The sequence below is a fragment of the Leucothrix arctica genome, assembly GCF_003172895.1.
Taxonomy (GTDB): Bacteria; Pseudomonadota; Gammaproteobacteria; order Thiotrichales; family Thiotrichaceae; genus Leucothrix; species Leucothrix arctica.
Genome location: NZ_QGKL01000032.1, coordinates 15,474 through 36,940 on the forward strand (window position 1 = coordinate 15,474; position 21,467 = coordinate 36,940).

Below are 21,467 nucleotides of genomic sequence, written 5' to 3' on the forward strand. Positions count from 1 at the left end.
TTATTTAGCACGACCGTTACTGCGGCTTCATGATCTGATTAAGAATAATCTCGCCAGCAACCAATAATGGCACGGCCATAAATATCCCCGCCATACCCCAGAGCCAACCCCAGATAAGTACAAATAAGAAAATAATTACAGGGTTGATGGTAAACATACGACCAATAAATAACGGTTGAATGAACTGACCTTCCAGTAAATTTAACGCTAATATTAATGCGGGTGGCAATAATATGTGAGTCAGACTATCAAATGTCATCAACGACACCATCGTGATAATACCGATATTAATTGCCGGGCCAACGTAGGGAATAAAGTTAAAGAAGGCCGTAGATGCGCCCCAAACAGCGGGTGTCGGCATGCCCACAAACCACATGACAATACCGACAACAATGCCAAGTACGATGTTTATCGCGGTTATTAGCAGAAGATAGCGACTAATGTTGTGTTGTACATCACGGGTTATCCGTAGGATGTTTGTCTTGTAACCTTGCTCGCGCAACATGGAGCCAATGCTGTCGCCTAGCGAGTGACCAAAAGCCAGCATGAAATAAAGCAGCACAATAAAGGATAGGGCGCTGATCAATAGCTCTTGAGTGCCATTTAATAGGGTATAAAAAATATTCGGCCCTTTGACAACTACATCAGACTCATTTTGGTCAGGTGTTATCGACGCCATTTCTTTAACAGTATCGGTAGTCTTTTGAACGGTTTCTATGGAGTCTTTAAACGGCAGAAGCTTTTTCTGAATATCACCAATTTCAGCAGGAAAACGTTCCAGCCAGTTAGCTGCTGGGTCTGTTAAATAGTTCGCGGAGCCAACAACAAGACCAGTTAGCACGAAAATGATAATGGCACTGCCTAATGCACGGGGCACATAATATTTCCGCAGTAGCTCGATCAAGGGAGACAACATAAAGGCGATGAGTGTCGCCAGAAAAATAGGGATGAAAATGGCTTGGGCAAAATACAGAACACTCAGCAAACTAATGATGAATAATCCCCAAACAGGGATAGCCAGGCCGGAAAGCTTATCGTTATTCATAATAGCGCTAGAGTTTTTTGAGTAGTTGAAAACCAATGGACAGCAAGCTGGGAGGAAATGAGCCGATACCTACTTTTCTAATAAGCATACCCGCTACAAATGCAGCGCCCACACTCGCGACAGGGTGTTTTTTTACCGGTGCAAGGTAGTCGAGCTGTTGTGAGGTTGCGCGCAGTTTTTGCTTAGCTTCTTCTACTGTCTGCGGTTTAGTTTGATTGCGACCCATAAAATCCCTCCAGCCATGAGAATAGAAAGTATCGCCATTAATAGAAACACTACGGACGGAGGCAGAACGTTAGCCAAAGCATGGTAGAGAGAGGTTAGGATAAGCCCCAGTCCTGTCAGTAACATGGCGGCTGCCATCGACACTAACAACGCGACAACGAGGGTTTCAACTACCTTTTTCTTGAGTAGTCGGCCTTCTGCCTCCGCAAGATCAAAGAAGTCGATAATGGCGTCAGTAAGCATTTTCAATGGTGTTATTTCTTACCTTGATCCATCATTTTAGATATTATGTAACCTAAACCGAAAGCAACACATAAGCTGCCAACAGGGTTTTTGCGGATACGACCACTAATTTCTTCAATACCTTCAGCGCCTTTTTCATAAGCCGCTTCAACGCCGTCGGTGACCTTTTCTTGGTAATCCTCTAGCTTCTCTTCTGCTTTAGCAGTAATTGTTTCGGCCTCGGCACTGGCTTTTCCTTTTAGCAGCGCCATCATTTCGGTGACTTCACCGCGTAGTGCTTCAAACTCTTCTCGTAAGTCTTCATTTGCCTTTGTTTCTTTTGCTGCTGGCATAGGATATTCCTTTCGTTGGTTCGAATAAGTTTACAGTGTAGATCTTTATCATATCCGAAAATTAATTTTATGTGTCTGTAACAGGTGATTAGTTTTTTAGTGACTCAACCTCAAAGGTTGTTGAAGCCCATAGACTCATCCATGCAATTTTTTCTGTGCCACCGATTGAGTCATCGGGAATAATCATATGGACGGCATTGATAAGAAACAAGCCCCCATCAACGACAGATACATCCACTTTTCCATCATCATCTGTTGTCAGTTTAACTTGTTCAATCTTATCGTCACGTTTGATAAACACATTAACCATGGAGTCTGAAAATGGCTTTCCCTCATAAAACAGCTGTGCCGTTACTGTTTTTAGAGATGGGTCAGTATAAGGGTTCGTTAGCATTACCCACTCAAACGCCATGCCCATGTTGCTATCTTCACCTTTACCTTCGCCTACTTTGATCAGTGATTTTGCAAAGCGTTTAAAGAACTCGGTAAAGTCGAGTTCAGGCAGGCCTCTTTTCTCATGCGCTTCTAGTACCCAATCAAGGCCTTCTGCTTTTAAAAAGCTTTCAAACTTCTCACGCTTTTCATAACGTAAGCGGGAAGGTCTGGATTGATAAGTCAGTACATGTAGGCCATCTTTGGAGGTTGGTTGGTCAACGGCTGGTTTTTGAGCAAACCGATATCTCAGAGTGTCCGTACTACCATTAGCTGTTAAATCAAAACGGTCAAAGTTAGCGGGGTAAAAGGCATAAGTATCACCGTCTAAGCCTTGTCCTACCTTGATATGAGCTTCAATGTTAGCGCCTCTTTCCACTTTAAACTGTAATGGTTCTAACCAAAATTCATGAGCGGTTGCAGTACTGGTAAGGCTCATCACAGGCATGATAGCCAGCACTAAATAGAGTAATTTGAACAAAAATTTATTGAGCATGTAATATTACCTATGACTTATATTATTGAGAGAATTAGTATGCGCCCACTCCAATTCAGGCTGCAAGAAACCATTAAACGATTCAACGTTTTGTTACTTTCACTGACGTGTTTGCTAGTATTTTCACAAACAAGTCAAGCACATGAAAATAAACCTGCTGTAGCTACAATTACCATCGATAATGATGACTTGGTGAGTATCGACATTAGCCTCAACCTTGAAGCAATGATTGCGGGCGTTGGTGTTGACCATACGGTGGTCAACTTTGCTAAGGCCGCACGTTACCTTGCACTCAGTAAGCTATCTGCCGCAGACTTAACGCTAGAGCTCAATGATTACACGGCTAGTCTCCTATCAGGACTTGAGATTCGTGCTGACGAAACGCTACTTATTACCAGTCTAGAAGCCAGTCAAATACCAGAGTCTGACAACCCGTTACTGGCTCGTGAGTCGGTCATCAGGGTGAAAACAAAACTGCCTGAAGACGCTAAAACAATCAGTTGGCAATGGAATAAGGACTTTGGTGTTATTGCGCTACGTCTCCACTCACCGAGTAAAGAGGATATGTTTAACGCTTACCTCGAACCTGGGATTCGTAGTGAGGCATTTGACCTGACGAAACTTCGTGAAGATCCATCCTAAAAAATATTATTAAATCCACCTAGCCTGTCACCTCCGTATCATAGGCTAGGGGAGTCGCTACTTTTAACCCTGATCTCAGCAGTTTTTGTGCACGTCTCAGCGTTGTTTTTACACTGCCTAGAGGCTTTCCTGTGCGTAATGAAATTTCTCTATGAGACATGTCTTGGTAAAAAGCGAGCATGATCATTTGACGTTCTGACTTGCTTAAGCTGCCAAGTAAGCGTTTTAATTTTGCTTTTTTTTCGCCTTCAAGTGCTTTAGTTAGTGGCCCTAGTTCGTCTTCATCAGCAACATCATAGTCTTCAATGAGCGGTAGTTGGTTTCTAGTCGCTGATTTTTCACGTCTTAATGCATCGATCGCTCTACATCGGGCAATCATTAATACCCAAGTCATGGGTGCAGCTAAGTCTGCATCATATTTTTTAGCGGTTTGCCACACTTGTATATAAACGTCACTAGCAACCTCTTCGGCCAACTGCTTGTTTACAGTGATTTTCATAATAACGGAGAAGGTGAGACTAACCGTCGAGTCATAAAACTGATCGAATGCTTGTTTATTACCTTCTGACATAAGGGGAATTAGTTTATAGAGTTCTGTTTGATCAAAAGCCATAGTCATTCTCCAATACTGCTTTGCTTCTGGGTAATCCATTGCTTTTTATGCAGCATTATTGAGAGTCACGAACGGTGTTGATGAAAAGTTTCAATCATTTTTGTTTATTATGAATTTTTCTTAAGTACTTATAAGTAGAGCGAATATTATCATTTTTTTCTATTTTAAAATAATATGAAAAAAATTAAATCCGGCTGATTATCGAGTTGCGTAGAACTTGATGAATGGTGATTACATCATCCGACATCAACTGAGTTGAGGATCAATATGAAAATTATTACAACATTGAGCAGCGCTGTTCTTGCGCTGGCTGTCGCAGGAACTTCTCAAGCATCTAGTCATCGTGAGGCACCGTTTGTTGCTGAGCTTCCAAAAGCGGATGCGACTGACTTTTATGCTTTTAGAAGTTATGAGCCAGATAGAGAAGGTTTCGTTACATTGATTGCAAACTATAACCCTCTGCAAGACCCTTATGGTGGCCCTAACTATTTCAGCTTATCTCGCGATACGCTGTATGAAATTCATGTTGATAATACGGGTGATGCCGTTGAAGATTTGACCTTCCAGTTCCGCTTTAGTGACAAACTAGGTGGTGAAAATAACACAGGTATTACCTTAAATGTGGGTGGTATAGACGTTGCAGTACCGCTTAAAAATGTGGGTGGTGTAACCGCCGCAGACAGCTCTGCACTGAACTACCATGAGTCATATACAGTCACAACAGTGACTGGGGATCGACGTACAGGAACTAAAAATACAGCGACTAACGTTGTCGGTGGTGCGAGTGTATTTGCGAAGCCTTACGATAACGTTGGCGAGAAAACTTTCGGTACCAGCTACGATGCTTATGCAGATAGCTTTGTTCACTCAGTAAAGCTGGCTGGTTGCCCAGCAGGTTCTGACATTGGTAAAGTATTCGTTGGTCAGCGTAAAGATTCTTTCGCTGTTAACTTAGGTGAGATCTTTGACCTAGTGAACACCAACCCTCTGGGTGGCGTGGATGATGAAACAAATGACTTAGCGGATAAGAACGTAACAACGCTAGCATTGGAAGTTCCTATTGAGTGCTTAACCGGTGGTAATGAAAACGGCATTATTGGTGCATGGACGACGGCAAGTATGTCTCAAGTACGTGTGTTAGACCCAACACCTAAAGCATTGGTAACACAGGTTAGCAGTGGTGCTTGGACGCAGGTGTCTCGTTTAGGAATGCCATTAGTTAATGAAGTGGTTATCGGCTTACCGGATAAGAACTTGTTTAATGCGAGTGAGCCAAAGGATGACGGTCAATTCATTGACTATGTAACGAACCCTACGTTACCTGCATTGATTCAAGCGCTTTACCCTTCAGCACCAGCACCAACAAACTTCCCTAGAAATGACTTGGTTGCTGCTTTCTTGACCGGTCTTGAAGGCATTAATAAAGACGGTTCTGTTGGTGAAATGATTCGTTTGAATACGAGCATAGCGGTAACGCTGAAAGCTGATCAAAGTAACTTCGGTGTTGCAGGTGGCGATGCTGCTGGTTTCCCGAACGGTCGTCGTCCAGGTGATGATGTCGTTGATGCTGAGCTTCGTGTCGCGATGGGTTTATTGTGTCACTTAGAACTGGGCCTATGTGAGCCTACTGACGCACTGGCTGGATTAGCGCCAATTACTGATGGTGTTGAACAGAGAGCTGACCAGTTCGACAACTCTTTTCCTTATGTGACTACGCCAATCAGTGGTTCACCAAACTAAGAGGTATCGCATGAATATTTTAAAACTATCAAGTGCTTGCCTGTTGGCTGTTTTGTTGAGTGCTTGCCACTTTAGCAATGATGATCATGACGTTGAAGTAACTAATGGTCTGACGACCTTAGGTGAGATATCTGCTGATGGTGATCCTGTAGAGATATATGATCCTGAGTCATTAAAGCAAGACATTGCTAGCCTGTTTGGCAACGCAGATGACGATCCCCTGGCTGTCGAGTGCGGCAATACTGACACATTACAGTCAGTCATTGATCGAGGCGGTAGAGCTTAGCGCCAACGCAGTATAAGAAACGGGGCTTTTGCCCCGTTTTTTTATGCGCCAAATATTGGTTAGGTTCTAGCTTATCCCTCTTTCGTTTTTGCAAAAAAAGCCGACCCTAAAAGGGTCGGCAAATGTCTAACGTCAATCTATCTTTCTATCTGGGCAGTTAGACCAAATTTAGCAAGCTCTGTAACGGAAGTTGTAACGGTAAATTGTCTTTGTTTTTAGATCTACCGAGTCAACCATCATAAGGGCTTCATTACCACGTTGAGTACGTACTGTTGCTGCTGTCTTTGAGCGAAGTACAACGTCTGCACCACATGCTGACCATACATTTGCAAATACACCTAAACGATCTTTGATTAGGAAGTCATCACTACGAGTACCACGCCAGTTTTTAGTCAAGCTAGGGCCACGTGAGCCAGCGAAGAAGTAGTCACGTTTAAAGCTAGCACGCGCACCACGAGGTAAGTCGTTGTAACCACGGTAATCAGCATCGACCAGTGATACGCTAATACCGCTTGGAATCTTAAGACCAAATGCTAAGTCACATTTCTTACGGTCAAACGTACGTTGTCCGTGGCCACCTGCTTCTGCAATGTACTCATCAAATAACAATGAAACACTCTTCTTGTCTGGTGAAATTACAACGGAAGCTGATCCTGAAGGACATCCATTTCCTGCATAACCAACGTTTTGAATCTGTACCGAGTTAAGGTTTGGAGCAGCGCTTGCTGCCTGAGTTGCTAGTAGTAAAAGTGAGCTTGCTGTCAGTAATGTTTTGCTAAGTGCTTTCATTGTCGTATCCCTCGAATCAACTAAAAAAATTAAGTATTAGAGCGGTGTGTTATGTCTTTCGTTTATTGCTGCTCTTATTTAGTAAAGCGTCAATTGGCGCTAAAAAGGCTCATTTTTTTTAAAATAAATTAAAATAAAGTTTAATTAAATCAATTATTTGAAATAAAAAAAGGCCACCAGTGTCAAACAGACAAAGGCAGCCTTCTGGGTACTAACTAAAGTACGTTTTTACTTAGCAAGTTCTGTAACGGAAGTTATAACGGAACAACGTTTTAGACTTAAGATCGATTGAATCAACCATCATAAGTGCTTCGTGACCACGCTTAGTTTTCACTGTTGCAGCAGACTTAGAGCGTAAAATCACATCCGTTCCACACTTAGACCAAACGTTAGCTAATACAGCTAAGTTATCCGTCACTTTAAAGTCATCACTACGAGCACCGCGCCATGTCTTCTTCATGGTTGGGCCAGTTTTACCCGCGAAGAAATAGTCACGAGTAAAGGTTGATGTTGCGCCACGAGGTAAGTCATGGAAACCACGGTAGTCAGCGTTAACCAGTGAAACACTAATGCCACGTGGAATCTTAAGACCCAAAGCGATATCGCATTTCTTACGGTCAAAAGTACGTTGTCCCTGGCCACCCGCTTCAGCGATATACTCGTCAAACAAAAACGATACGCTAGTCTTATCTGGTGAAATCACAACAGACGCAGAGCCAGAAGAGCAACCGTTACCTGCGTATGCAGTGCTGTTGATTTTAACGCCACTGACGTTTGGTGCTGCTTGTGCTTGGCTAGCAAATAATACAAGTGCGCTAGCGGCTAATACTGTGTTGGTAAACTTTTTCATGAGTGTTCCCTCTATGTTATCTAATTTAGTGTCGATGTGTATGCAGTCTTGAATTTGCATATTTATTGCTCTTATCTAGTAAAGCGTTAAGTCGTCAGATAAAAGGTCATTTATTTTTAATTATTATAATTAAATCAATATTTTAAAATAAAAGTGACGAACATAAAAAAACGCACTCACCTTGCGATGAGCACGTTTTTATAGAGGTCTAGCTTGACCTGCTTGTTATGTTATTAACAAGCTCTGTAACGGAAGTTGTAACGGAATGTTGTTTTAGTTTTAAGATCCGCTGAGTCAACCATCATTAGTGCTTCGTGACCACGTTGAGTACGTACTGTCGCAGCTGTCTTAGATCGAAGGATTACATCTTCACCACATGCTGACCATACGTTAGCCATTACACCCATACGATCTTTAACAATGAAGTCATCACTTGTAGAGCCACGGAAGTTCTTAGTAAGGCTTGGACCACGCTCACCAGCAAAGAAGTAAGTACGTGAGAATGTTGCACGTGCTCTACTTGGTAGGTCAGCAAAGCCACGGTAGTCAGCGTCGATCATTGCTACTGAGATGCCGTTTGGAATTTTTAGACCGAATGCGATATCACACTTCTTACGATCAAAAGTACGTTGACCTTGACCACCTGCTTCAGCGATGTAGTCATCAAACAAAACTGAAACACTTTGCTTATCAGGAGCAAGAACAACTGAAGCCGAACCACCTGGGCAACCGTTACCTGCATAACCTACTTTTTCGATGGTAACGCCACCAAGATTTTGGCCAGCAACTGCTGCTTGTGAAGCGATTAAAGCTAGAACTGAAGTTGCGAATAATGAAGTAATTGTGTTTTTCATGATGTTGTCCCTAATTCAATTAATGTTTTATTTATCAAGTAGATGATTAATATGTTTTTTGTTTAGCGGCGGTAACATTTTGTGTTGTTATGTTTTTGCTGCTGTTGTTTTGTAAAGCGTCAACGAACAAAAAAGTGGCTCATATATTTTTAAAATAAATTAAAAAAAGGTGAAATAAAGTTGAACAGGGTGAGTAGATAACTACCTCACAAGTGCTGTATAAAGGAACTAGGATTAGGAAAATCAATAGCTTGGAGGCAGTATGAAGTTTGTACACATTAGTGATTTACACGTTGGAGAAAATTCGACACGAGATGCGTTGGTAGAGAAGCTTTTTAACAAAATTATAAAAAAATACGCTCAACTTAGAGAGAAACCGCTGATATTAATCACCGGAGACTTCGTTCACGACGGTCAAGCAGAGCAGTATCAGCAAGCTGAGAAGTTTATGAATAAGCTTCACTCGGCAGGTTTCCAAGTCCTTATGTGTCCAGGTAACCATGACTACGGCCAGCAAGGTTTGACTGATGACTACGACGCACGCCAGCGATATAGCCGCTTTGCCATACAGTTCACCACGCGAAAGTCTGACAATGACAGTGGCTTTCAGAATATACAGGGTGGTCAGTGGAACTTCCCAATCGTTAATAAGTTTGATGACGTCTACTTTATCGGCCTAGATACGATGCAGGGAGTGTTTCGTTTGAGTTGGTGGTCTCGCTTTCTTTCAAGCTTTACCGCATCAGGCTGGTTGGGTGCGCCTCAGCTAGATAAGTTAGATGTCGCGATTAAGAAGATTAAACAGAAGAGCCCAAACTCAACTGTTGTTCTATATATGCACCATCATCCGTTTTACTTTAACTTCCGCTTTCGTGCCATGCAGCTGCATGACCGCCAACGTCTTCATCAAATGATGGCGAATAAGGTCGATATTTTATTATTCGGACACAACCATGTAGAGAAGCGCCTGCAAGATCAGGAGGGCAAGCATGGTATAGATATCGTTCAGGTGTTTGGAAACTGCGTGCACGACGTTAATGTACCGTTTTATGAGGTAGACACTGAAACAAAAGGAATACAGCGTTTATAAGGCCTGTGCTTGTTTGCGCTTAGCCACCGAAGCGGGCAGCACCTTGACGACGGAATTCACTTGGCGTCATGCCTTTGACTTCCATAAAGCGTCGGTTGAAGTTGGCCACGTTATTAAAGCCGACCTTATAACAAATGGTACTGATGTACTGATCCGTTTCCATGAGTAACTGGCAAGAGCGGTTAATGCGTAAACGGTTTACAAAGTCAGTAAAAGTATTACCTGTGGCACGTCTAAAGTAGCGAGAGAATCGACTTTCATTCATGTGAAAGTTCTCCGCTATTTCGGCCATCGTAAAGGGTGTGGAATAGTTCTCAGAGATGTAATCAACCACTTCACTGATTTGCTGTAGGGTCGCATCGTCATCAAAACTTTGCAGCTGTACACTAGAGAGTAGTCGATACTCTGAGTGATTAGCCAATGCAGACAACAGACTGATAAATTCAGAGAAGCGCTCTAAGCCAGAGCTTTCTTGAATCTTCTTCATACTGTCGTGCGCTTCCTGAGTGATGTTATCAAACTCAATACCGTGTTTTGCACGCTCCAATAACGGTAATGCATCACGTAATTCAGGAATTAATTTACTAGCATTTTTGATAGGTTCGTCAGTAAATTGCATAGCGAGGTCACGTGCTTCCACGCCACCTTCAGGCATGTCAGTCGATATCCAGTTGTGCGGTAAGCGTGGCCCAGTCAGCACCAAGTTACCCGGCTCGAAGCGACCAATGTAATCACCGACAAACATCTTTCCACTAGTCTCTAGTATCAGATGAAGTTCGTACTCTTCATGGAAGTGCCAACGAATCAGTGGGTTAGGTGCACCATGCGATAAACAACGAATGTAACCAAACGACCCTTCTGGCTCGTAACCAAGCTCAGGGTTTCTTTGAAAGTCTCGTTCCAGTTCCGGAATGAGCGCTTTATTTTTCGCTGTTTGCGCTAGCTGCACCATATAACCTCCTATTAATACCGCGCTCCATGCCTTATGACATAGAGCGCAATATCATTTTACTGTTTCATTGAGCGATTCCCATTATAGCTCAATTTTTACTAAATTATTTACCTGTGCTTCAGCAAGTCTCAGTGCGGCTACCAGCTCCACGTTTCCAGCTAACTGACCAAACAATAATGGCTCAGAAGCGAAGCTCAAGATGCTGTCTTCAGCATTGCAGTAGCGCTGTGGGTTATCAGCCGGCATTGCAGCATCCTGATAAGTATAAGCCAACTTACCACGCTGTTGAATCTTAATAAATGCCAAGAACAGAGCAGGTAGAATCGCAACGGCATCAATACTACGGCCAGCAGCAAGTGCTTCGCTGATTGTTGGTAAGATAAAGCCAGGAATCTTAGAGTAACCATCCATCACTACACGTTGGTTAGTATCTTCAACGTTAGGGTTACTAAAACGCTCAAGTACTACGTCACGGTAGTCCGCAAGGTTAAGCGGGCTAGGGTGCTCTTCGCTGTCTAGGCAAGGCATAACGTCATCAGTCACATAGTTATACGCAAGCTGACGAACGACAGGATCTTGTGCGCCTTCATGAATGAACTGGTAACCGCGCAGTGTGCCTGCCCAAGCAATACAGCTATGCGTCGCATTCAGTAAGCGAATCTTAGCTTCTTCATACGGCATAACGTCAGCGACCATCTCAACACCGACATTCTGCCAGCTTGGACGACCTGCGATAAACTTATCTTCAACAACCCACTGAATGAATGTCTCAGACATAAGCGCTGCTTGATCAAGTACACCGACCACGCCAGAAACACGAGCAACCACTTCAGGCGTTGGACGCGGCGTAATGCGATCAACCATAGAGTCAGGTGCAGACGTATTGTTCTCAACCCACTCAAGTAACTCAGCTTCACCGCTTAACTGAAGGTACTGAATCAAACCGCCGTAAAAACGGTGGCCATTACTGCGTAAGTTATCGCAGTTCATGAGTGTCACAGGGCCTGCTTTACTCTTCATACGTGCAGACAGAAGTGCTGACATTGCACCATAAATAGTGCAGCGAGTGTCGCCCGCTAAGTCACTTTTAATATCCGCAAGCTTTGGATCTAGGTTGTGATGCTCATCTAGGTAATAACCAGCTTCAGTCACGGTGAAAGAAATGATACGAGTATTTGGGTTAACCGCAAACTCTATCAGACCAGCTAGTTTTGCGTCCCATTCAACCAAGGTTTTGATTGAAGCGATCTTTTGATACTGACGCTCACCAGCAGGGCTGACAGTTTCAAGGTGATATTCACCCTTCTGCGCTTTTAGCGTATTGATCGTATCTTCCATGTCAGGACGGATGTTTCCGCCAACAAGGTGCCAAGATTCGTCACCAGCTTCGTGCAAATTTTGCATATAAACGGCTTGGTGTGCTCGGTGAAAAGAACCGACGCCTAAGTGTAGTTGGATTAAACCGTTGTCGACTGTGCTCATTAAAGTGCTCCTGATGAGGCTAATTTTAGTGTTTGACCATCATTGTTGAAAAAGTGAATACGTGAGTTGTCCCATACTACCGATACAACATCGCCCGCTTGCCAGTTGCAACGCTCGTGTTGTCTGATAACTACAGGGCCCTTTTTATCGCCAGCAAGGTTCACATGAATAAGTGACTCGCTGCCTAAAGGTTCGACGAACTCCACATAACCTTTTAACAGGTCAGGTGTGTACTCGGTCACAGATAAGTGTTCTGGGCGAATGCCAAGCTGACAAGCACCTTTAGGCGTAACGCCTTTTTGGTAATGTATCGGCAAGATATTCAAATGTACGGGTAAAATGTTTACTTGCGGCATACCAATGAACTGAGCTACAAAGCGATTCGCAGGGTGCTCGTATAGTTCTTTGGGAGTTCCAACTTGTTGGATCTCGCCGTCTTTTAGTACCACTACGCGATCTGCCAGCGTCATTGCTTCCGTCTGGTCATTGGTTACGTAGAGCGTCGTTGCAGAAAGGTCACGGTTAAGTGATGCTATTTCTACACGAATTTGTCCTCGTAGAGAGGCGTCTAAATTTGATAATGGCTCATCAAATAGAAATAATTTGGGTATTTTGACGAATGCGCGGCCAATGGCAACACGCTGTTTTTGACCACCTGATAACTGTCTTGGCAGACGTTTAAGTAGGGAAACTAGGTCTAATTTATCTGCGGCCAATGCAACCTTTTCTTCGATTTCTTGTTCAGGCATTTTGGCTAAACGTAGTGCAAATGACATGTTTTCTTGGACAGTCATGTGCGAGTATAAGTCGAATGACTGAGATACCATTGCTAGGTCACGCTTCGATGACTCTAAGGTTGCGATATTTGTATTATCTAAAACGATATTGCCGCCACTAATCTCTTCTAGGCCTGCAACCATATTAAGTAACGTCGACTTGCCTGAGCCTGAAGGGCCGACAAATACAATGAACTCGCCTTGTTCTATTTTTAGATCAACGCCTTTGACTGCTTGCATATCGTCATAATATTTCTCTACATTGTTCAGTTCTAAAAATGCCATTTCATTGAATCCCAATAATTACTTAGAGGTTTAATTGCTTTACGTTTTTCGGGTCGAGAGACCGCCAAAAGGTGAAAACAAGGGTTTGAGATTCAGGGGCAGCAGCGAACTGAATACAAATATAGAGTAAAAGCTTGTCATAGAGGTACGGGCTATTTTGGTGCGATAACGTGTTTTAAGTATCAATAAACTATCAGTCAGGATAGTCATTAGACTTATGTGTTTCATACTATTTCCTCCGATATTTTCACAAGCAATCAACAATGATACTCTAATGTATCAATCGCCAAATTTAATGTTGATTGCATGAATTATAGTAGCACCTGATACGTACTCCCAGTAATACGCTCTTGCAGACTTATAATATGGATTTGAGGTTAGGTTAAATAAACGCCTTGTATACATTTGGTTAAGGGAGTTATATTAATGCACATGTTTACTTACCTAACATTAACAAATACTCAAATCAGAAAAATCTGGTGGCTTCTCTGTGAAAAAAAAGAGCGGTCAGGGATTGATATTTATTAATGATTACTTGGCTGCGGGGATAACCCGGGCCATTAATAGGTAAACATCCGGTATACTCGCAGCCCACTTCGGAGCACCAACATGCGAGACCCAGCCGTGAATAATCAGGCAGACATCAAACAAACACGCTATGTACGCACAGGCTTACTACTGGCTGCCGCTGGTACAGGTTTGTTTGCAATGAAATCCATCTTTATAAAAATGGCCTTTCAAGAAGGTGTGGATACTTCCACGCTGATGACACTAAGAATGTTAGTGGCACTCCCGTTTTACCTCGGCATGATGTTTTGGCTGTTCACTAAAAACCAAGATCGCAAACCACTACCGACAGTTCAGCAATGGCTAACGGTGTTTGGCTTGGGCTTTTTTGGTTACTACTTAGCATCGTTCTTAGATATAGAAGGGCTTAATCACATCACCGCGCAATTGGAGCGTCTGACTTTATATACATATCCTTTGATGACGACGATATTGGGTTGGTTGTTTTTGAAAGACGTGATTACTAAGCGGATTGTGCTGGCACTGGTGGTGAGTTATGCAGGTATTATGCTGTTGTATTTGCACGAGGCTAGCCTTGAAGGTGCAGATGTTACCTTAGGTGTGTTGCTAGTCTTAGGCTCAGCACTGAGCTTTTCTTGTTATATCGTGTTTAGTAAGTCTTATATAAGTCAGCTAGGAAGCCGCTTATTTACGAGTATGGCCATGTTGGCGTCGGCTATTTATGCGTTTATTCACTTTGCCGTGACAGGACATAGTATTGATGACTTGTTTGCGATTACCAATATGGCGTGGGTGTATGTATTTTTGCTAGCGATCTTTAGTACGCTAATTCCAAGCTTTATGGTGAGCGAGGCGATTGCGCGGATTGGACCAGCGAAGGCGAGTATTGTGGGGACGGCAGGGCCGGTATTTACGATTATCTTGGCGGTGTTGTTGCTTGATGAGGCGTTTGGCTGGTATCACCTTGGTGGAATGTTGCTGGTGATGGGTGGGGTGTCGATTTTAGGTAAGAAGTAGTCATATATGGCGCGGTTTAATAAAACCGCGCCATTCTTATATCATCTTATTTCGATGAATCTTTTACTGCACCTTCCGGTGCTTCAGGTACTTCTTTTACCTTCACTTCTACTTTAGCTTCAACCGTTGCTTTGACCATAGTCTTGGCTTCAATTTGAGTGTCATGCTTATTTGTCGACTGAATGATAGGTTGGTTCCTAACACACATCATGTGTAACGAAATAGACTGGCAAGTACCAATATATCGCTCATCATGAGCACCTGTATATTCACAGGCTTGCGACTTTTGCTTAGCAGTACACGCTTTCCATGGCTCATTACCCGTTGAGCCAGAATGTGCGTAGGAGTAGCTAGCAGGTAACAGCAAAGTAAATGCTGACAGCACAAGTAACTTCTTTACTAAAGTGCATTGAAATTTCATGGTAAGTACCTATTATTGGTTTGGTGGGCCACCCGCTGGAGGGCCACCTGCATCGGTATCTGATGCAACGGTCTTACCGTGGAAACAACCAATGAACAAGTTCTCGCCTGGGCTTGCAGCATGGTAGTGATAACCACGAACGTCATCTTCTTCACCACGACACTCATCAAGTCCCGTTGCTTCGTCACCATTTTCATCTCTCATACCATAGATACCGTAACCATCTAGTGCGTATCCAAGTAGTGCTGCGTGGCCGTCGTCTTGAGTACCGACTTCAGCACAACCGCCTGCAGCAGCATGGTAGTGATAACCTTGGTGTAGATTAATATGACCACCACAATCGTCAAATGCCGCAATTGTGTAGTTACCTAAGATGTCATCAACTGGCGCAGGCGCAGATAGCTCAGTACCATTTAGTGCAACACCTACTTGAGAAACACTACCTGTGGTATCAGCAACTTGAGGCGTGACAGGGATAAGGTATGTTGCTGTCACATCAAGGTCAGCAAGGTAATCCATTGAGCACTCTACGCAATGTTGTTTAAACTCATCTTCAACATTTGGCTGTGCAGCACCGTCACAAGACTCGAGAGTCTCGGTAACAAATACTTCGAGTGTATTCTCGTCGTAAAGCTTCCAGTTACTATCATTATAAGTGACTGCTAAGTCCATAATGTAGTTACCCGTTAAGTCTACGATACCGTCAGTACCTGACTCATCAAACCAAATACCGACATCAGCTGGGTCATTATCCGTCGTTGATCTTGGACAGAAAGGACCCGGTGTTTGCTCAGCTGGCGTCCCCGTTGTGACAATCTCATAACACTGAGTCTCGGTACCATCACTCAACGTACAGTCAACAATCTCGTTTGATGTGAATGCACCATCAACAAACATAGTTGGGTCTAATGCGCCTAATACGATGTCTGAAGAAGTATCAGTTGTTGTATCGGTAGACGAGTCTGTTGTCGTATCAGTAGATGTGTCGGTATCGGTATCTGTTGAGCTATCAGTAGTAGAAGACTCTGTTGTTGAGTCCGTTGTATCGTCTGATGACGACTCTGACACGCAGCCGCCGAGGGCAAACAAACTGAAAGCAACGACGCCAACTAGAGATCGGTAATTTGAAATTCGCATAGATGATAGACCTAATAGTTATAATAATTTATTAAAGTATCGTACCTACCAATTGTGAAGTAACTATGGAGAATTGTTAATAATTTAGTTTTTCTATATCCACAAACAAAAAACGGCGACCCGAAGGCCGCCTACTTAAACTACTTCAACGAAGTAAACTTTAGAAAACGTTACGAACTGTTACAGCGATAGAGCCTCTGCTGTTACTGCTACGCTGGCCATAGTTGTTTGAACCATTATGACGGTCTTGTGATGCACCATGCTTGCGTCCTTGCGAGTGGCGATCAGTACGACAAGTTGAACGGTTTTTTGTCATTTTATTAATATCAACACGTGCTGCATGAAGCTTGTCTTGAAGTGTTTTACGTTCCCACTTAGAGAGGCCGTTAGCTTTAAACTTATGCTCTAATTTAGCAATACGCTGTTGAGTACTTTTCAACTTGCTTGCTTCAGAAGGCGTAATTGCACAGGTCTTAATACCTTGCTTAATCATTGTAGCTTGCTCGCGCTGCTCTTGATTAACACTAGACTCGTGCTTGCTGTATGCACTTGCCTGCATGCTGATTAGTAAAGTAGAAGCGGCGATTGTTGTCAAAGCGATTTTCTTAAACATGATGAAACTCCGTGTAATTTTATGAGTGCATTTTTTGTGCTTGTATCTATAAAAGCGCAGAGGCTCATAAAATAGGTTCACTCTTTACACATTCCTTACATAGAACAATGAGCTAAGTAACTGCTCACCCAGTAAGTTCAAAGGAATAAAAACTCTAGCGTTATGTTTTTAATCAAGATTTATGAGTGTCCAAACTCGGCTATGTGAAAAATATAGATTTAATGGATTGCAGCATTTACTGCTATGCATTACTGTTAGTATATCGGTATACCTGTTTTAAAACCGCAAAACACAGACTCTATATTATGATCAACCTCAGCCGCACCTTCTCGCGCATTAACCCTCAAATCATTTCATTAGTGATGATCTCGCTACTGGCACACGTCACCCTGTCAGGTGGGCGTGTTGCATCTTCTTTATATGTACTTCAAGAAGGTCACTCTGAGTTGGTTGCCGGTCTGACTTACGGGCTATACAGTTTAATGCCTGCCTTATTGTCGTTGTATATCGGGCAATGGGTTGACCGAGTAGGGCCACGTCTTATTATGCGCTTAAGCCTTATAACCATTGTATTGGGGCTGTTGTTACCCGCACTTCACTTATCGCTAGTGTCTATATTAATGTGCGCAGCACTTAGTGGTTTGGGCTTTGGTGGCTACATTTTGTCAGCGCATGTTTCAGTGTCCCAAATGAAAGTAGCGCAAGATGCCGATAGAACGGCTCTGTTCGGATGGCTACAAATGGGAACGGCCGTGTCCGCAGTGCTTGGGCCATCATTTGTAGGCTTGTTAATTGATAACGGCAACTTCTCGATTGCTTATGCTTGTTTGGCATTGATTGTGGGTGGTGGTCTGTTTTGGTCATTCCGCGCCAGTATTCTTGAGGGTGTGCGTACTGCGAAAGACTCAAAGCGTTCTAACATTGTGCAGGACGTTGTTAAAGATCCTGCCTTGCGCCGCATCTATTTATTGTCGATGGCAGTGTATTTAGCGTGGGATTGCTTTGGGTTTATGATCCCAGTGCTAGGTTCTGAGCGAGGTTACTCAGCATCAGCCATTGGTTTAGTGTTGTCATTCTTTGCAGCAGGCACCTTTATAGTTCGCGCCTTATTACCTTGGTTATCTCGTAAAAGTACTGAGTGGCGTACGCTATGTATTTCATGTGCTTTAGCGGCTGTAGTGTTCTTCCTATTACCGTTTGCTGACAGCCTTTTTTTACTAACGGTCTTGAGCTTGGCATTTGGTCTTTCGGCGGGTGTAGGCCACCCCAACGTACTTAACCTGTTACTTCGTACGGTTAGCTCTAATAAGTCGGGTGAAGCATCTGGCTTGCGAATAATGACAGGGAACTTGGCTGGTCTGTTAGGTACTGCGACCTGTGGTGCAGTAACCGCGGCTGCAGGTGTACTTCCCGTGTTTATGGGGATTGCTGCGATTATGAGTGTATCTAGTTGGCAAGCGAATCGTGGGCAACAAAAAGGCGCGAAAAATACTGAGAACTAAGCCCATAGAAGGCTAATTCTCTTGTTAATAATAAGCGTGTTAAATTTGTATTTATGCTTAAATTTATGCCTGTTTGTTTCTGTTCTCTTGTCTTGAAGACCACTTATCCTGAACTAATATCCGCTCATAAATTAACTAGGTTTCATCTTAAGTGCTTTAGGTAATAGTGCCCAAGACTATTAAAATCAGGGGTAATTTGGGTATGAAACACGGTGTTATAGAGCGGTCATTATTAATCATCCCCTTGCTGTTATCAGCAAATGTCTACGCGGCCAACTCAGATACAGGCAGTTGGTCAGCGGTCATCGATATGCCCATTATCCCAGTTGCCGTCGCTAACTTGCCCAATGGTAATGTGCTGACGTGGGCGGCTAAAGATAGGAATGCATTTGGTGGAGTGACGGGACGTACCTACACCGCAATATTTGACCCTTATAACGGCACCTCGACCGAAGCGCTCATCTCATACACCAATCACGATATGTTCTGCCCAGGGATTAATAATTTACCGGATGGCCGCATACTCGTTGCCGGTGGTTCGGGTAACGAAAAAACTAGCATCTATGACCCAGCAACTGGCGCATGGGCGACTGGCGACCCGATGAATACCGTACGAGGTTATCAAGGAAACGTGACCTTAACTGATGGTTCGTTGCTGACGCTGGGTGGTTCGTGGAGTGACCAAGCAGGTAATAAAAATGCAGAGCGTTGGACGCTAGAAGCAGGTTGGATTCCTTACCCTGCGATCAAATCTATCGATACTGTGCGTGATGGTTCGCCTGATCCTGCTGGCGAGTTTCGTGATGATAACCACGCATGGTTATGGGCTGCTCCCAATGGCAAAGTGTTTCACGCAGGGCCAAGCAGCAATATGCACTGGGTAGACTTTGCAGGTGATGGAACTGTGACAGCAGCGGGCACGCGAGGTAATGACCCTTACTCCATGAATGGCACAACCGTGATGTATGACGCGGGGAAAATCTTGAAAACAGGTGGCGCGCAAGCGTATGACGGGCTTCCGGGACAGTATCCTGCAACCAAAAGTAGCTACACCATTGACATTAATAATGATACGGCTGTTGTGCAGCAAGTCCAAGACATGGCTTACTCGCGCGCCTTTCATAATTCGGTCGTGTTACCGAGTGGTGAGGTATTTGTTTCTGGTGGTATGACAGCACCGATTGGTTTTTCAGATGAAGATGCTGTACTAGTCGGTGAAATTTGGAATCCTAGTACTCAAGCATGGACGCAAACCGCAGCCATGGTAAAGCCGCGTACTTATCATAGTGTGTCGATACTACTGAATGATGGACGTGTGCTCGTCGGCGGTGGTGGTTTATGTGCAGGTTGTGCAGTGAACCATCCAGATGTTGAGATCTTCTCGCCACCGTATTTATACGTTAATGGCACAGATACTTTGGCGACTCGCCCAGTGATTACTCAAGCGCCAGACACCGCTGCTTATAATAGTAATATCACGGTACAGACCAACTCAGCAGTTACCGCCTTTGCTCTGGTACGTGCAAACTCAGCAACGCACAGTGTCAATAACGAACAGCGAAGAGTACCAGTGACATTTACACGTATATCGGCAACCAACTACCAAGTGAATATGCCGAGTCGTAATGTCGCACCTCCGGGTAATTACATGTTGTTTGCGCTTAATGCAGCAGGTACACCGAGTGTTTCTCAAACTATAAAAGTCGGTAGTGCGGATGTTGCACCAACACTGGCAAATGGTCTTTATGAAATAGAATCACCAACCAGCGCACAGCGTTTGGGCGCACCTGAGTGGAATAACTTTCAAGCACGTATGGTAGGCGCAGGTGACTGGACAGACCAGCATTGGGATATCGAGCACCTAGGCGGGTTAGTGTATACCGTTCAAAACGTCGCAACTCAAAAGTACCTTGAAGTAAATAACGCATTTTGTGGCACAGAAGGTTTTGATTACATTGTTGGGTCAGATACTTCAGCCTCTAAAAACCAACGCTGGATCATTACCCAAGGGGCAAGTGGCAACTACAGCTTCCGTCCACAACATTGTAAAACCAAAGGCTTGGATAGAGAGCAAGATCTGTTAAATGCCAGCGCGATTGTCTGGGACTATGCACCCAATCACGCACCTCAGCTATGGAAGTTAAACGCGCTAAGCACAACGCCAGTGGTAGAGCCACCAACAGGTGATGGTGTTGTTATGCCAGATGGTGAGTACTGGTTGGAATCACCGATTCAAGGGCAGCGTTTAACGCTACCAGAGTGGAGTAACTTCATTCCTCGCATGGTTGATTCAGCAGAGTGGTCAGATCAAAAGTGGATTGTTAAGCACCTTGGCGATGGTGTTCACACCATTCAAAACACTTACCACCAGCAGTACTTACAAGTAACAGGCTCGTTCTGTGCGGATGGTTTAGGTAGTATCTCAGGGTCTGCGACTAGTGCTAGCGCCAATCAACAGTGGCGCATCTATCAAAGCGGTACGAACTACACGCTAAAGCCAGCGCACTGTTTAACCAAGAGTCTTGACCGTGAAGGTGGCTTTGTAAATGCCAACGCCATTGTCTGGAACTCAGAAGATAATCATGTGCCGCAGCTATGGAAACTAGCATCAACCAGTAACTCTGTAGTGGTAGAGCCAGGCGCTATTGCAGATGGTCGCTATTGGATTGAGTCTCCATCATTTGGTCAGCGTTTGTTAGCGCCAGAGTGGAATAACTTCGATGCACGTATGGTTGGTACTGGTGTCTGGGACGATCAGAAGTGGGACATTACACACCTAGGCGGTGGCGAGTACACCATTAAAAACGTTTACTCTAATAAGTACCTACAAGTAGCTAATAGTTTCTGTGGTACAGGTTTAGGCGCTATTAACGGTGGTGATACTGGGACAGCAGATAATCAGAAGTGGCTCATCACAACCAGTGGTTCTAGCTATAACTTTAGACCAGTGCATTGCCCTACCAAAGGCTTAGATAGAGAAGAAGGTTTGGTAAATGCGAACGCGATTGTTTGGGACTTTATAGCGAACCATGGCCCGCAGTTGTGGAATGTTGTTTTGGCAAACTAATGAGTTCGTTAAATTAAAAGGCATAAGCAAGCCCCTAGCTAAACGCTAGG

General features: G+C 43.8%; 22 protein-coding genes. 7 read left to right on the forward strand and 15 right to left on the reverse strand.

The window, feature by feature from the left end; translation table 11 throughout:
* Window positions 1-16 precede the first annotated feature (16 nt).
* The 5 genes from DKT75_RS11655 to DKT75_RS11675 all read right to left on the reverse strand — a co-directional run bounded on the left by DKT75_RS11655 (window position 17) and on the right by DKT75_RS11675 (window position 2,773).
* Window positions 17-1,045 carry an AI-2E family transporter gene (locus DKT75_RS11655; protein WP_109823611.1) on the reverse strand — a complete coding sequence of 343 codons (1,029 nt, stop codon included), beginning with the start codon at window positions 1,043-1,045 and terminating at the stop codon, window positions 17-19.
* 7 nt (window positions 1,046-1,052) lie between these two features.
* Window positions 1,053-1,271: a hypothetical protein gene (locus DKT75_RS11660; protein ID WP_109823612.1), complete on the reverse strand. Its 219-nt coding sequence runs from the start codon at window positions 1,269-1,271 to the stop codon at window positions 1,053-1,055.
* Window positions 1,238-1,519, reverse strand: coding sequence for a hypothetical protein (locus DKT75_RS11665; RefSeq protein WP_146201361.1), 282 nt, complete (start codon window positions 1,517-1,519; stop codon window positions 1,238-1,240). Before DKT75_RS11665 ends, DKT75_RS11660 begins: the two co-directional genes overlap by 34 nt.
* Window positions 1,520-1,524: 5 nt before the next feature.
* Entirely contained in the window at window positions 1,525-1,845 is a 321-nt protein-coding gene (locus DKT75_RS11670) for an ElaB/YgaM/YqjD family protein (RefSeq protein ID WP_109823614.1), read from the reverse strand.
* An 88-nt stretch (window positions 1,846-1,933) separates the two neighbouring features.
* On the reverse strand, window positions 1,934-2,773 hold the full coding sequence (locus DKT75_RS11675) for a DUF4198 domain-containing protein (protein ID WP_109823615.1): 840 nt from the start codon (window positions 2,771-2,773) through the stop codon (window positions 1,934-1,936).
* Window positions 2,774-2,812: 39 nt separating this feature from the next.
* Between DKT75_RS11675 and DKT75_RS11680 the strand changes: the two genes are divergently transcribed.
* A complete protein-coding gene (locus tag DKT75_RS11680; protein WP_109823616.1) occupies window positions 2,813-3,415 on the forward strand; it encodes a hypothetical protein in 603 nt (200 codons plus the stop codon).
* Window positions 3,416-3,434: 19 nt separating this feature from the next.
* On the opposite strand, the gene DKT75_RS11685 is transcribed toward DKT75_RS11680, so the two are convergent.
* Window positions 3,435-4,028: an RNA polymerase sigma factor gene (locus tag DKT75_RS11685; protein WP_158278851.1), complete on the reverse strand. Its 594-nt coding sequence runs from the start codon at window positions 4,026-4,028 to the stop codon at window positions 3,435-3,437.
* Between the two features lie 267 nt (window positions 4,029-4,295).
* Here DKT75_RS11685 and DKT75_RS11690 point away from each other — a divergent pair, with 267 nt between their 5' ends.
* Complete coding sequence (locus DKT75_RS11690) at window positions 4,296-5,768, forward strand: DUF4331 domain-containing protein (RefSeq protein ID WP_109823618.1); 1,473 nt, start codon at window positions 4,296-4,298, stop codon at window positions 5,766-5,768.
* A gap of 10 nt (window positions 5,769-5,778) precedes the next feature.
* A complete protein-coding gene (locus DKT75_RS11695; protein ID WP_109823619.1) occupies window positions 5,779-6,054 on the forward strand; it encodes a hypothetical protein in 276 nt (91 codons plus the stop codon).
* A gap of 168 nt (window positions 6,055-6,222) precedes the next feature.
* Here DKT75_RS11695 and DKT75_RS11700 read toward each other — a convergent pair whose 3' ends face one another.
* The 3 genes from DKT75_RS11700 to DKT75_RS11710 form a co-directional block, all read right to left on the reverse strand.
* A complete protein-coding gene (locus DKT75_RS11700) occupies window positions 6,223-6,843 on the reverse strand; it encodes a DUF4360 domain-containing protein (protein ID WP_109823620.1) in 621 nt (206 codons plus the stop codon).
* Window positions 6,844-7,075: 232 nt separating this feature from the next.
* The gene (locus DKT75_RS11705) at window positions 7,076-7,693 is read right to left on the reverse strand and encodes a DUF4360 domain-containing protein (protein ID WP_158278852.1); all 618 of its coding nucleotides are present in this window, start codon (window positions 7,691-7,693) and stop codon (window positions 7,076-7,078) included.
* A 233-nt stretch (window positions 7,694-7,926) separates the two neighbouring features.
* Window positions 7,927-8,547: a DUF4360 domain-containing protein gene (locus DKT75_RS11710; RefSeq protein ID WP_109823622.1), complete on the reverse strand. Its 621-nt coding sequence runs from the start codon at window positions 8,545-8,547 to the stop codon at window positions 7,927-7,929.
* 262 nt (window positions 8,548-8,809) lie between these two features.
* Between DKT75_RS11710 and DKT75_RS11715 the strand changes: the two genes are divergently transcribed.
* Window positions 8,810-9,637: a metallophosphoesterase family protein gene (locus tag DKT75_RS11715; RefSeq protein WP_109823623.1), complete on the forward strand. Its 828-nt coding sequence runs from the start codon at window positions 8,810-8,812 to the stop codon at window positions 9,635-9,637.
* A gap of 19 nt (window positions 9,638-9,656) precedes the next feature.
* Here the strand turns inward: DKT75_RS11715 and DKT75_RS11720 are convergent, their stop codons facing one another.
* The 3 genes from DKT75_RS11720 to DKT75_RS11730 form a co-directional block, all read right to left on the reverse strand.
* Window positions 9,657-10,589, reverse strand: a complete 933-nt coding sequence (locus DKT75_RS11720; protein ID WP_109823624.1) for a helix-turn-helix domain-containing protein — start codon at window positions 10,587-10,589, stop codon at window positions 9,657-9,659.
* Between the two features lie 81 nt (window positions 10,590-10,670).
* Window positions 10,671-12,071, reverse strand: a complete 1,401-nt coding sequence (gene dalD, locus DKT75_RS11725) for a D-arabinitol 4-dehydrogenase (protein WP_109823625.1) — start codon at window positions 12,069-12,071, stop codon at window positions 10,671-10,673.
* The gene (locus DKT75_RS11730; RefSeq protein WP_109823626.1) at window positions 12,071-13,132 is read right to left on the reverse strand and encodes an ABC transporter ATP-binding protein; all 1,062 of its coding nucleotides are present in this window, start codon (window positions 13,130-13,132) and stop codon (window positions 12,071-12,073) included. The genes dalD and DKT75_RS11730 overlap by 1 nt, the downstream gene beginning before the upstream one ends.
* A 609-nt stretch (window positions 13,133-13,741) precedes the next feature.
* On the opposite strand from DKT75_RS11730, the gene DKT75_RS11735 reads away from it, so the two are divergent.
* Window positions 13,742-14,677 (forward strand): DMT family transporter, encoded by a 936-nt coding sequence (locus tag DKT75_RS11735; RefSeq protein WP_109823627.1) that lies wholly within the window; start codon window positions 13,742-13,744, stop codon window positions 14,675-14,677.
* 46 nt (window positions 14,678-14,723) lie between these two features.
* On the opposite strand, the gene DKT75_RS11740 is transcribed toward DKT75_RS11735, so the two are convergent.
* The 3 genes from DKT75_RS11740 to DKT75_RS11750 form a co-directional block, all read right to left on the reverse strand.
* The gene (locus DKT75_RS11740; RefSeq protein WP_109823628.1) at window positions 14,724-15,098 is read right to left on the reverse strand and encodes a hypothetical protein; all 375 of its coding nucleotides are present in this window, start codon (window positions 15,096-15,098) and stop codon (window positions 14,724-14,726) included.
* A gap of 12 nt (window positions 15,099-15,110) precedes the next feature.
* The gene (locus DKT75_RS11745) at window positions 15,111-16,235 is read right to left on the reverse strand and encodes a YHYH protein (protein ID WP_109823629.1); all 1,125 of its coding nucleotides are present in this window, start codon (window positions 16,233-16,235) and stop codon (window positions 15,111-15,113) included.
* Window positions 16,236-16,395: 160 nt separating this feature from the next.
* Window positions 16,396-16,848, reverse strand: coding sequence for a hypothetical protein (locus DKT75_RS11750; protein ID WP_109823630.1), 453 nt, complete (start codon window positions 16,846-16,848; stop codon window positions 16,396-16,398).
* A 305-nt stretch (window positions 16,849-17,153) separates the two neighbouring features.
* Here DKT75_RS11750 and DKT75_RS11755 point away from each other — a divergent pair, with 305 nt between their 5' ends.
* Both DKT75_RS11755 and DKT75_RS11760 read left to right on the forward strand, forming a co-directional pair.
* Window positions 17,154-18,350: an MFS transporter gene (locus DKT75_RS11755; protein ID WP_158278853.1), complete on the forward strand. Its 1,197-nt coding sequence runs from the start codon at window positions 17,154-17,156 to the stop codon at window positions 18,348-18,350.
* A gap of 202 nt (window positions 18,351-18,552) precedes the next feature.
* Window positions 18,553-21,417 carry an RICIN domain-containing protein gene (locus tag DKT75_RS11760; protein ID WP_109823632.1) on the forward strand — a complete coding sequence of 955 codons (2,865 nt, stop codon included), beginning with the start codon at window positions 18,553-18,555 and terminating at the stop codon, window positions 21,415-21,417.
* Window positions 21,418-21,467: the final 50 nt, after the last annotated feature.

Bases quoted from the DNA above. Each gene is read 5' to 3' on its own strand.
- DKT75_RS11655 (WP_109823611.1), bottom strand. From the start codon at position 1,045: ATGAATAACGATAAGCTTTCCGGCCTGGCTATCCCTGTTTGGGGATTA.
- DKT75_RS11660 (WP_109823612.1), bottom strand. From the start codon at position 1,271: ATGGGTCGCAATCAAACTAAACCGCAGACAGTAGAAGAAGCTAAGCAA.
- DKT75_RS11670 (WP_109823614.1), bottom strand. From the start codon at position 1,845: ATGCCAGCAGCAAAAGAAACAAAGGCAAATGAAGACTTACGAGAAGAG.
- DKT75_RS11675 (WP_109823615.1), bottom strand. From the start codon at position 2,773: ATGCTCAATAAATTTTTGTTCAAATTACTCTATTTAGTGCTGGCTATC.
- DKT75_RS11680 (WP_109823616.1), top strand. From the start codon at position 2,813: ATGCGCCCACTCCAATTCAGGCTGCAAGAAACCATTAAACGATTCAAC.
- DKT75_RS11685 (WP_158278851.1), bottom strand. From the start codon at position 4,028: ATGGCTTTTGATCAAACAGAACTCTATAAACTAATTCCCCTTATGTCA.
- DKT75_RS11690 (WP_109823618.1), top strand. From the start codon at position 4,296: ATGAAAATTATTACAACATTGAGCAGCGCTGTTCTTGCGCTGGCTGTC.
- DKT75_RS11695 (WP_109823619.1), top strand. From the start codon at position 5,779: ATGAATATTTTAAAACTATCAAGTGCTTGCCTGTTGGCTGTTTTGTTG.
- DKT75_RS11700 (WP_109823620.1), bottom strand. From the start codon at position 6,843: ATGAAAGCACTTAGCAAAACATTACTGACAGCAAGCTCACTTTTACTA.
- DKT75_RS11705 (WP_158278852.1), bottom strand. From the start codon at position 7,693: ATGAAAAAGTTTACCAACACAGTATTAGCCGCTAGCGCACTTGTATTA.
- DKT75_RS11710 (WP_109823622.1), bottom strand. From the start codon at position 8,547: ATGAAAAACACAATTACTTCATTATTCGCAACTTCAGTTCTAGCTTTA.
- DKT75_RS11715 (WP_109823623.1), top strand. From the start codon at position 8,810: ATGAAGTTTGTACACATTAGTGATTTACACGTTGGAGAAAATTCGACA.
- DKT75_RS11720 (WP_109823624.1), bottom strand. From the start codon at position 10,589: ATGGTGCAGCTAGCGCAAACAGCGAAAAATAAAGCGCTCATTCCGGAA.
- dalD (WP_109823625.1), bottom strand. From the start codon at position 12,071: ATGAGCACAGTCGACAACGGTTTAATCCAACTACACTTAGGCGTCGGT.
- DKT75_RS11730 (WP_109823626.1), bottom strand. From the start codon at position 13,132: ATGGCATTTTTAGAACTGAACAATGTAGAGAAATATTATGACGATATG.
- DKT75_RS11735 (WP_109823627.1), top strand. From the start codon at position 13,742: ATGCGAGACCCAGCCGTGAATAATCAGGCAGACATCAAACAAACACGC.
- DKT75_RS11740 (WP_109823628.1), bottom strand. From the start codon at position 15,098: ATGAAATTTCAATGCACTTTAGTAAAGAAGTTACTTGTGCTGTCAGCA.
- DKT75_RS11745 (WP_109823629.1), bottom strand. From the start codon at position 16,235: ATGCGAATTTCAAATTACCGATCTCTAGTTGGCGTCGTTGCTTTCAGT.
- DKT75_RS11750 (WP_109823630.1), bottom strand. From the start codon at position 16,848: ATGTTTAAGAAAATCGCTTTGACAACAATCGCCGCTTCTACTTTACTA.
- DKT75_RS11755 (WP_158278853.1), top strand. From the start codon at position 17,154: ATGATCAACCTCAGCCGCACCTTCTCGCGCATTAACCCTCAAATCATT.
- DKT75_RS11760 (WP_109823632.1), top strand. From the start codon at position 18,553: ATGAAACACGGTGTTATAGAGCGGTCATTATTAATCATCCCCTTGCTG.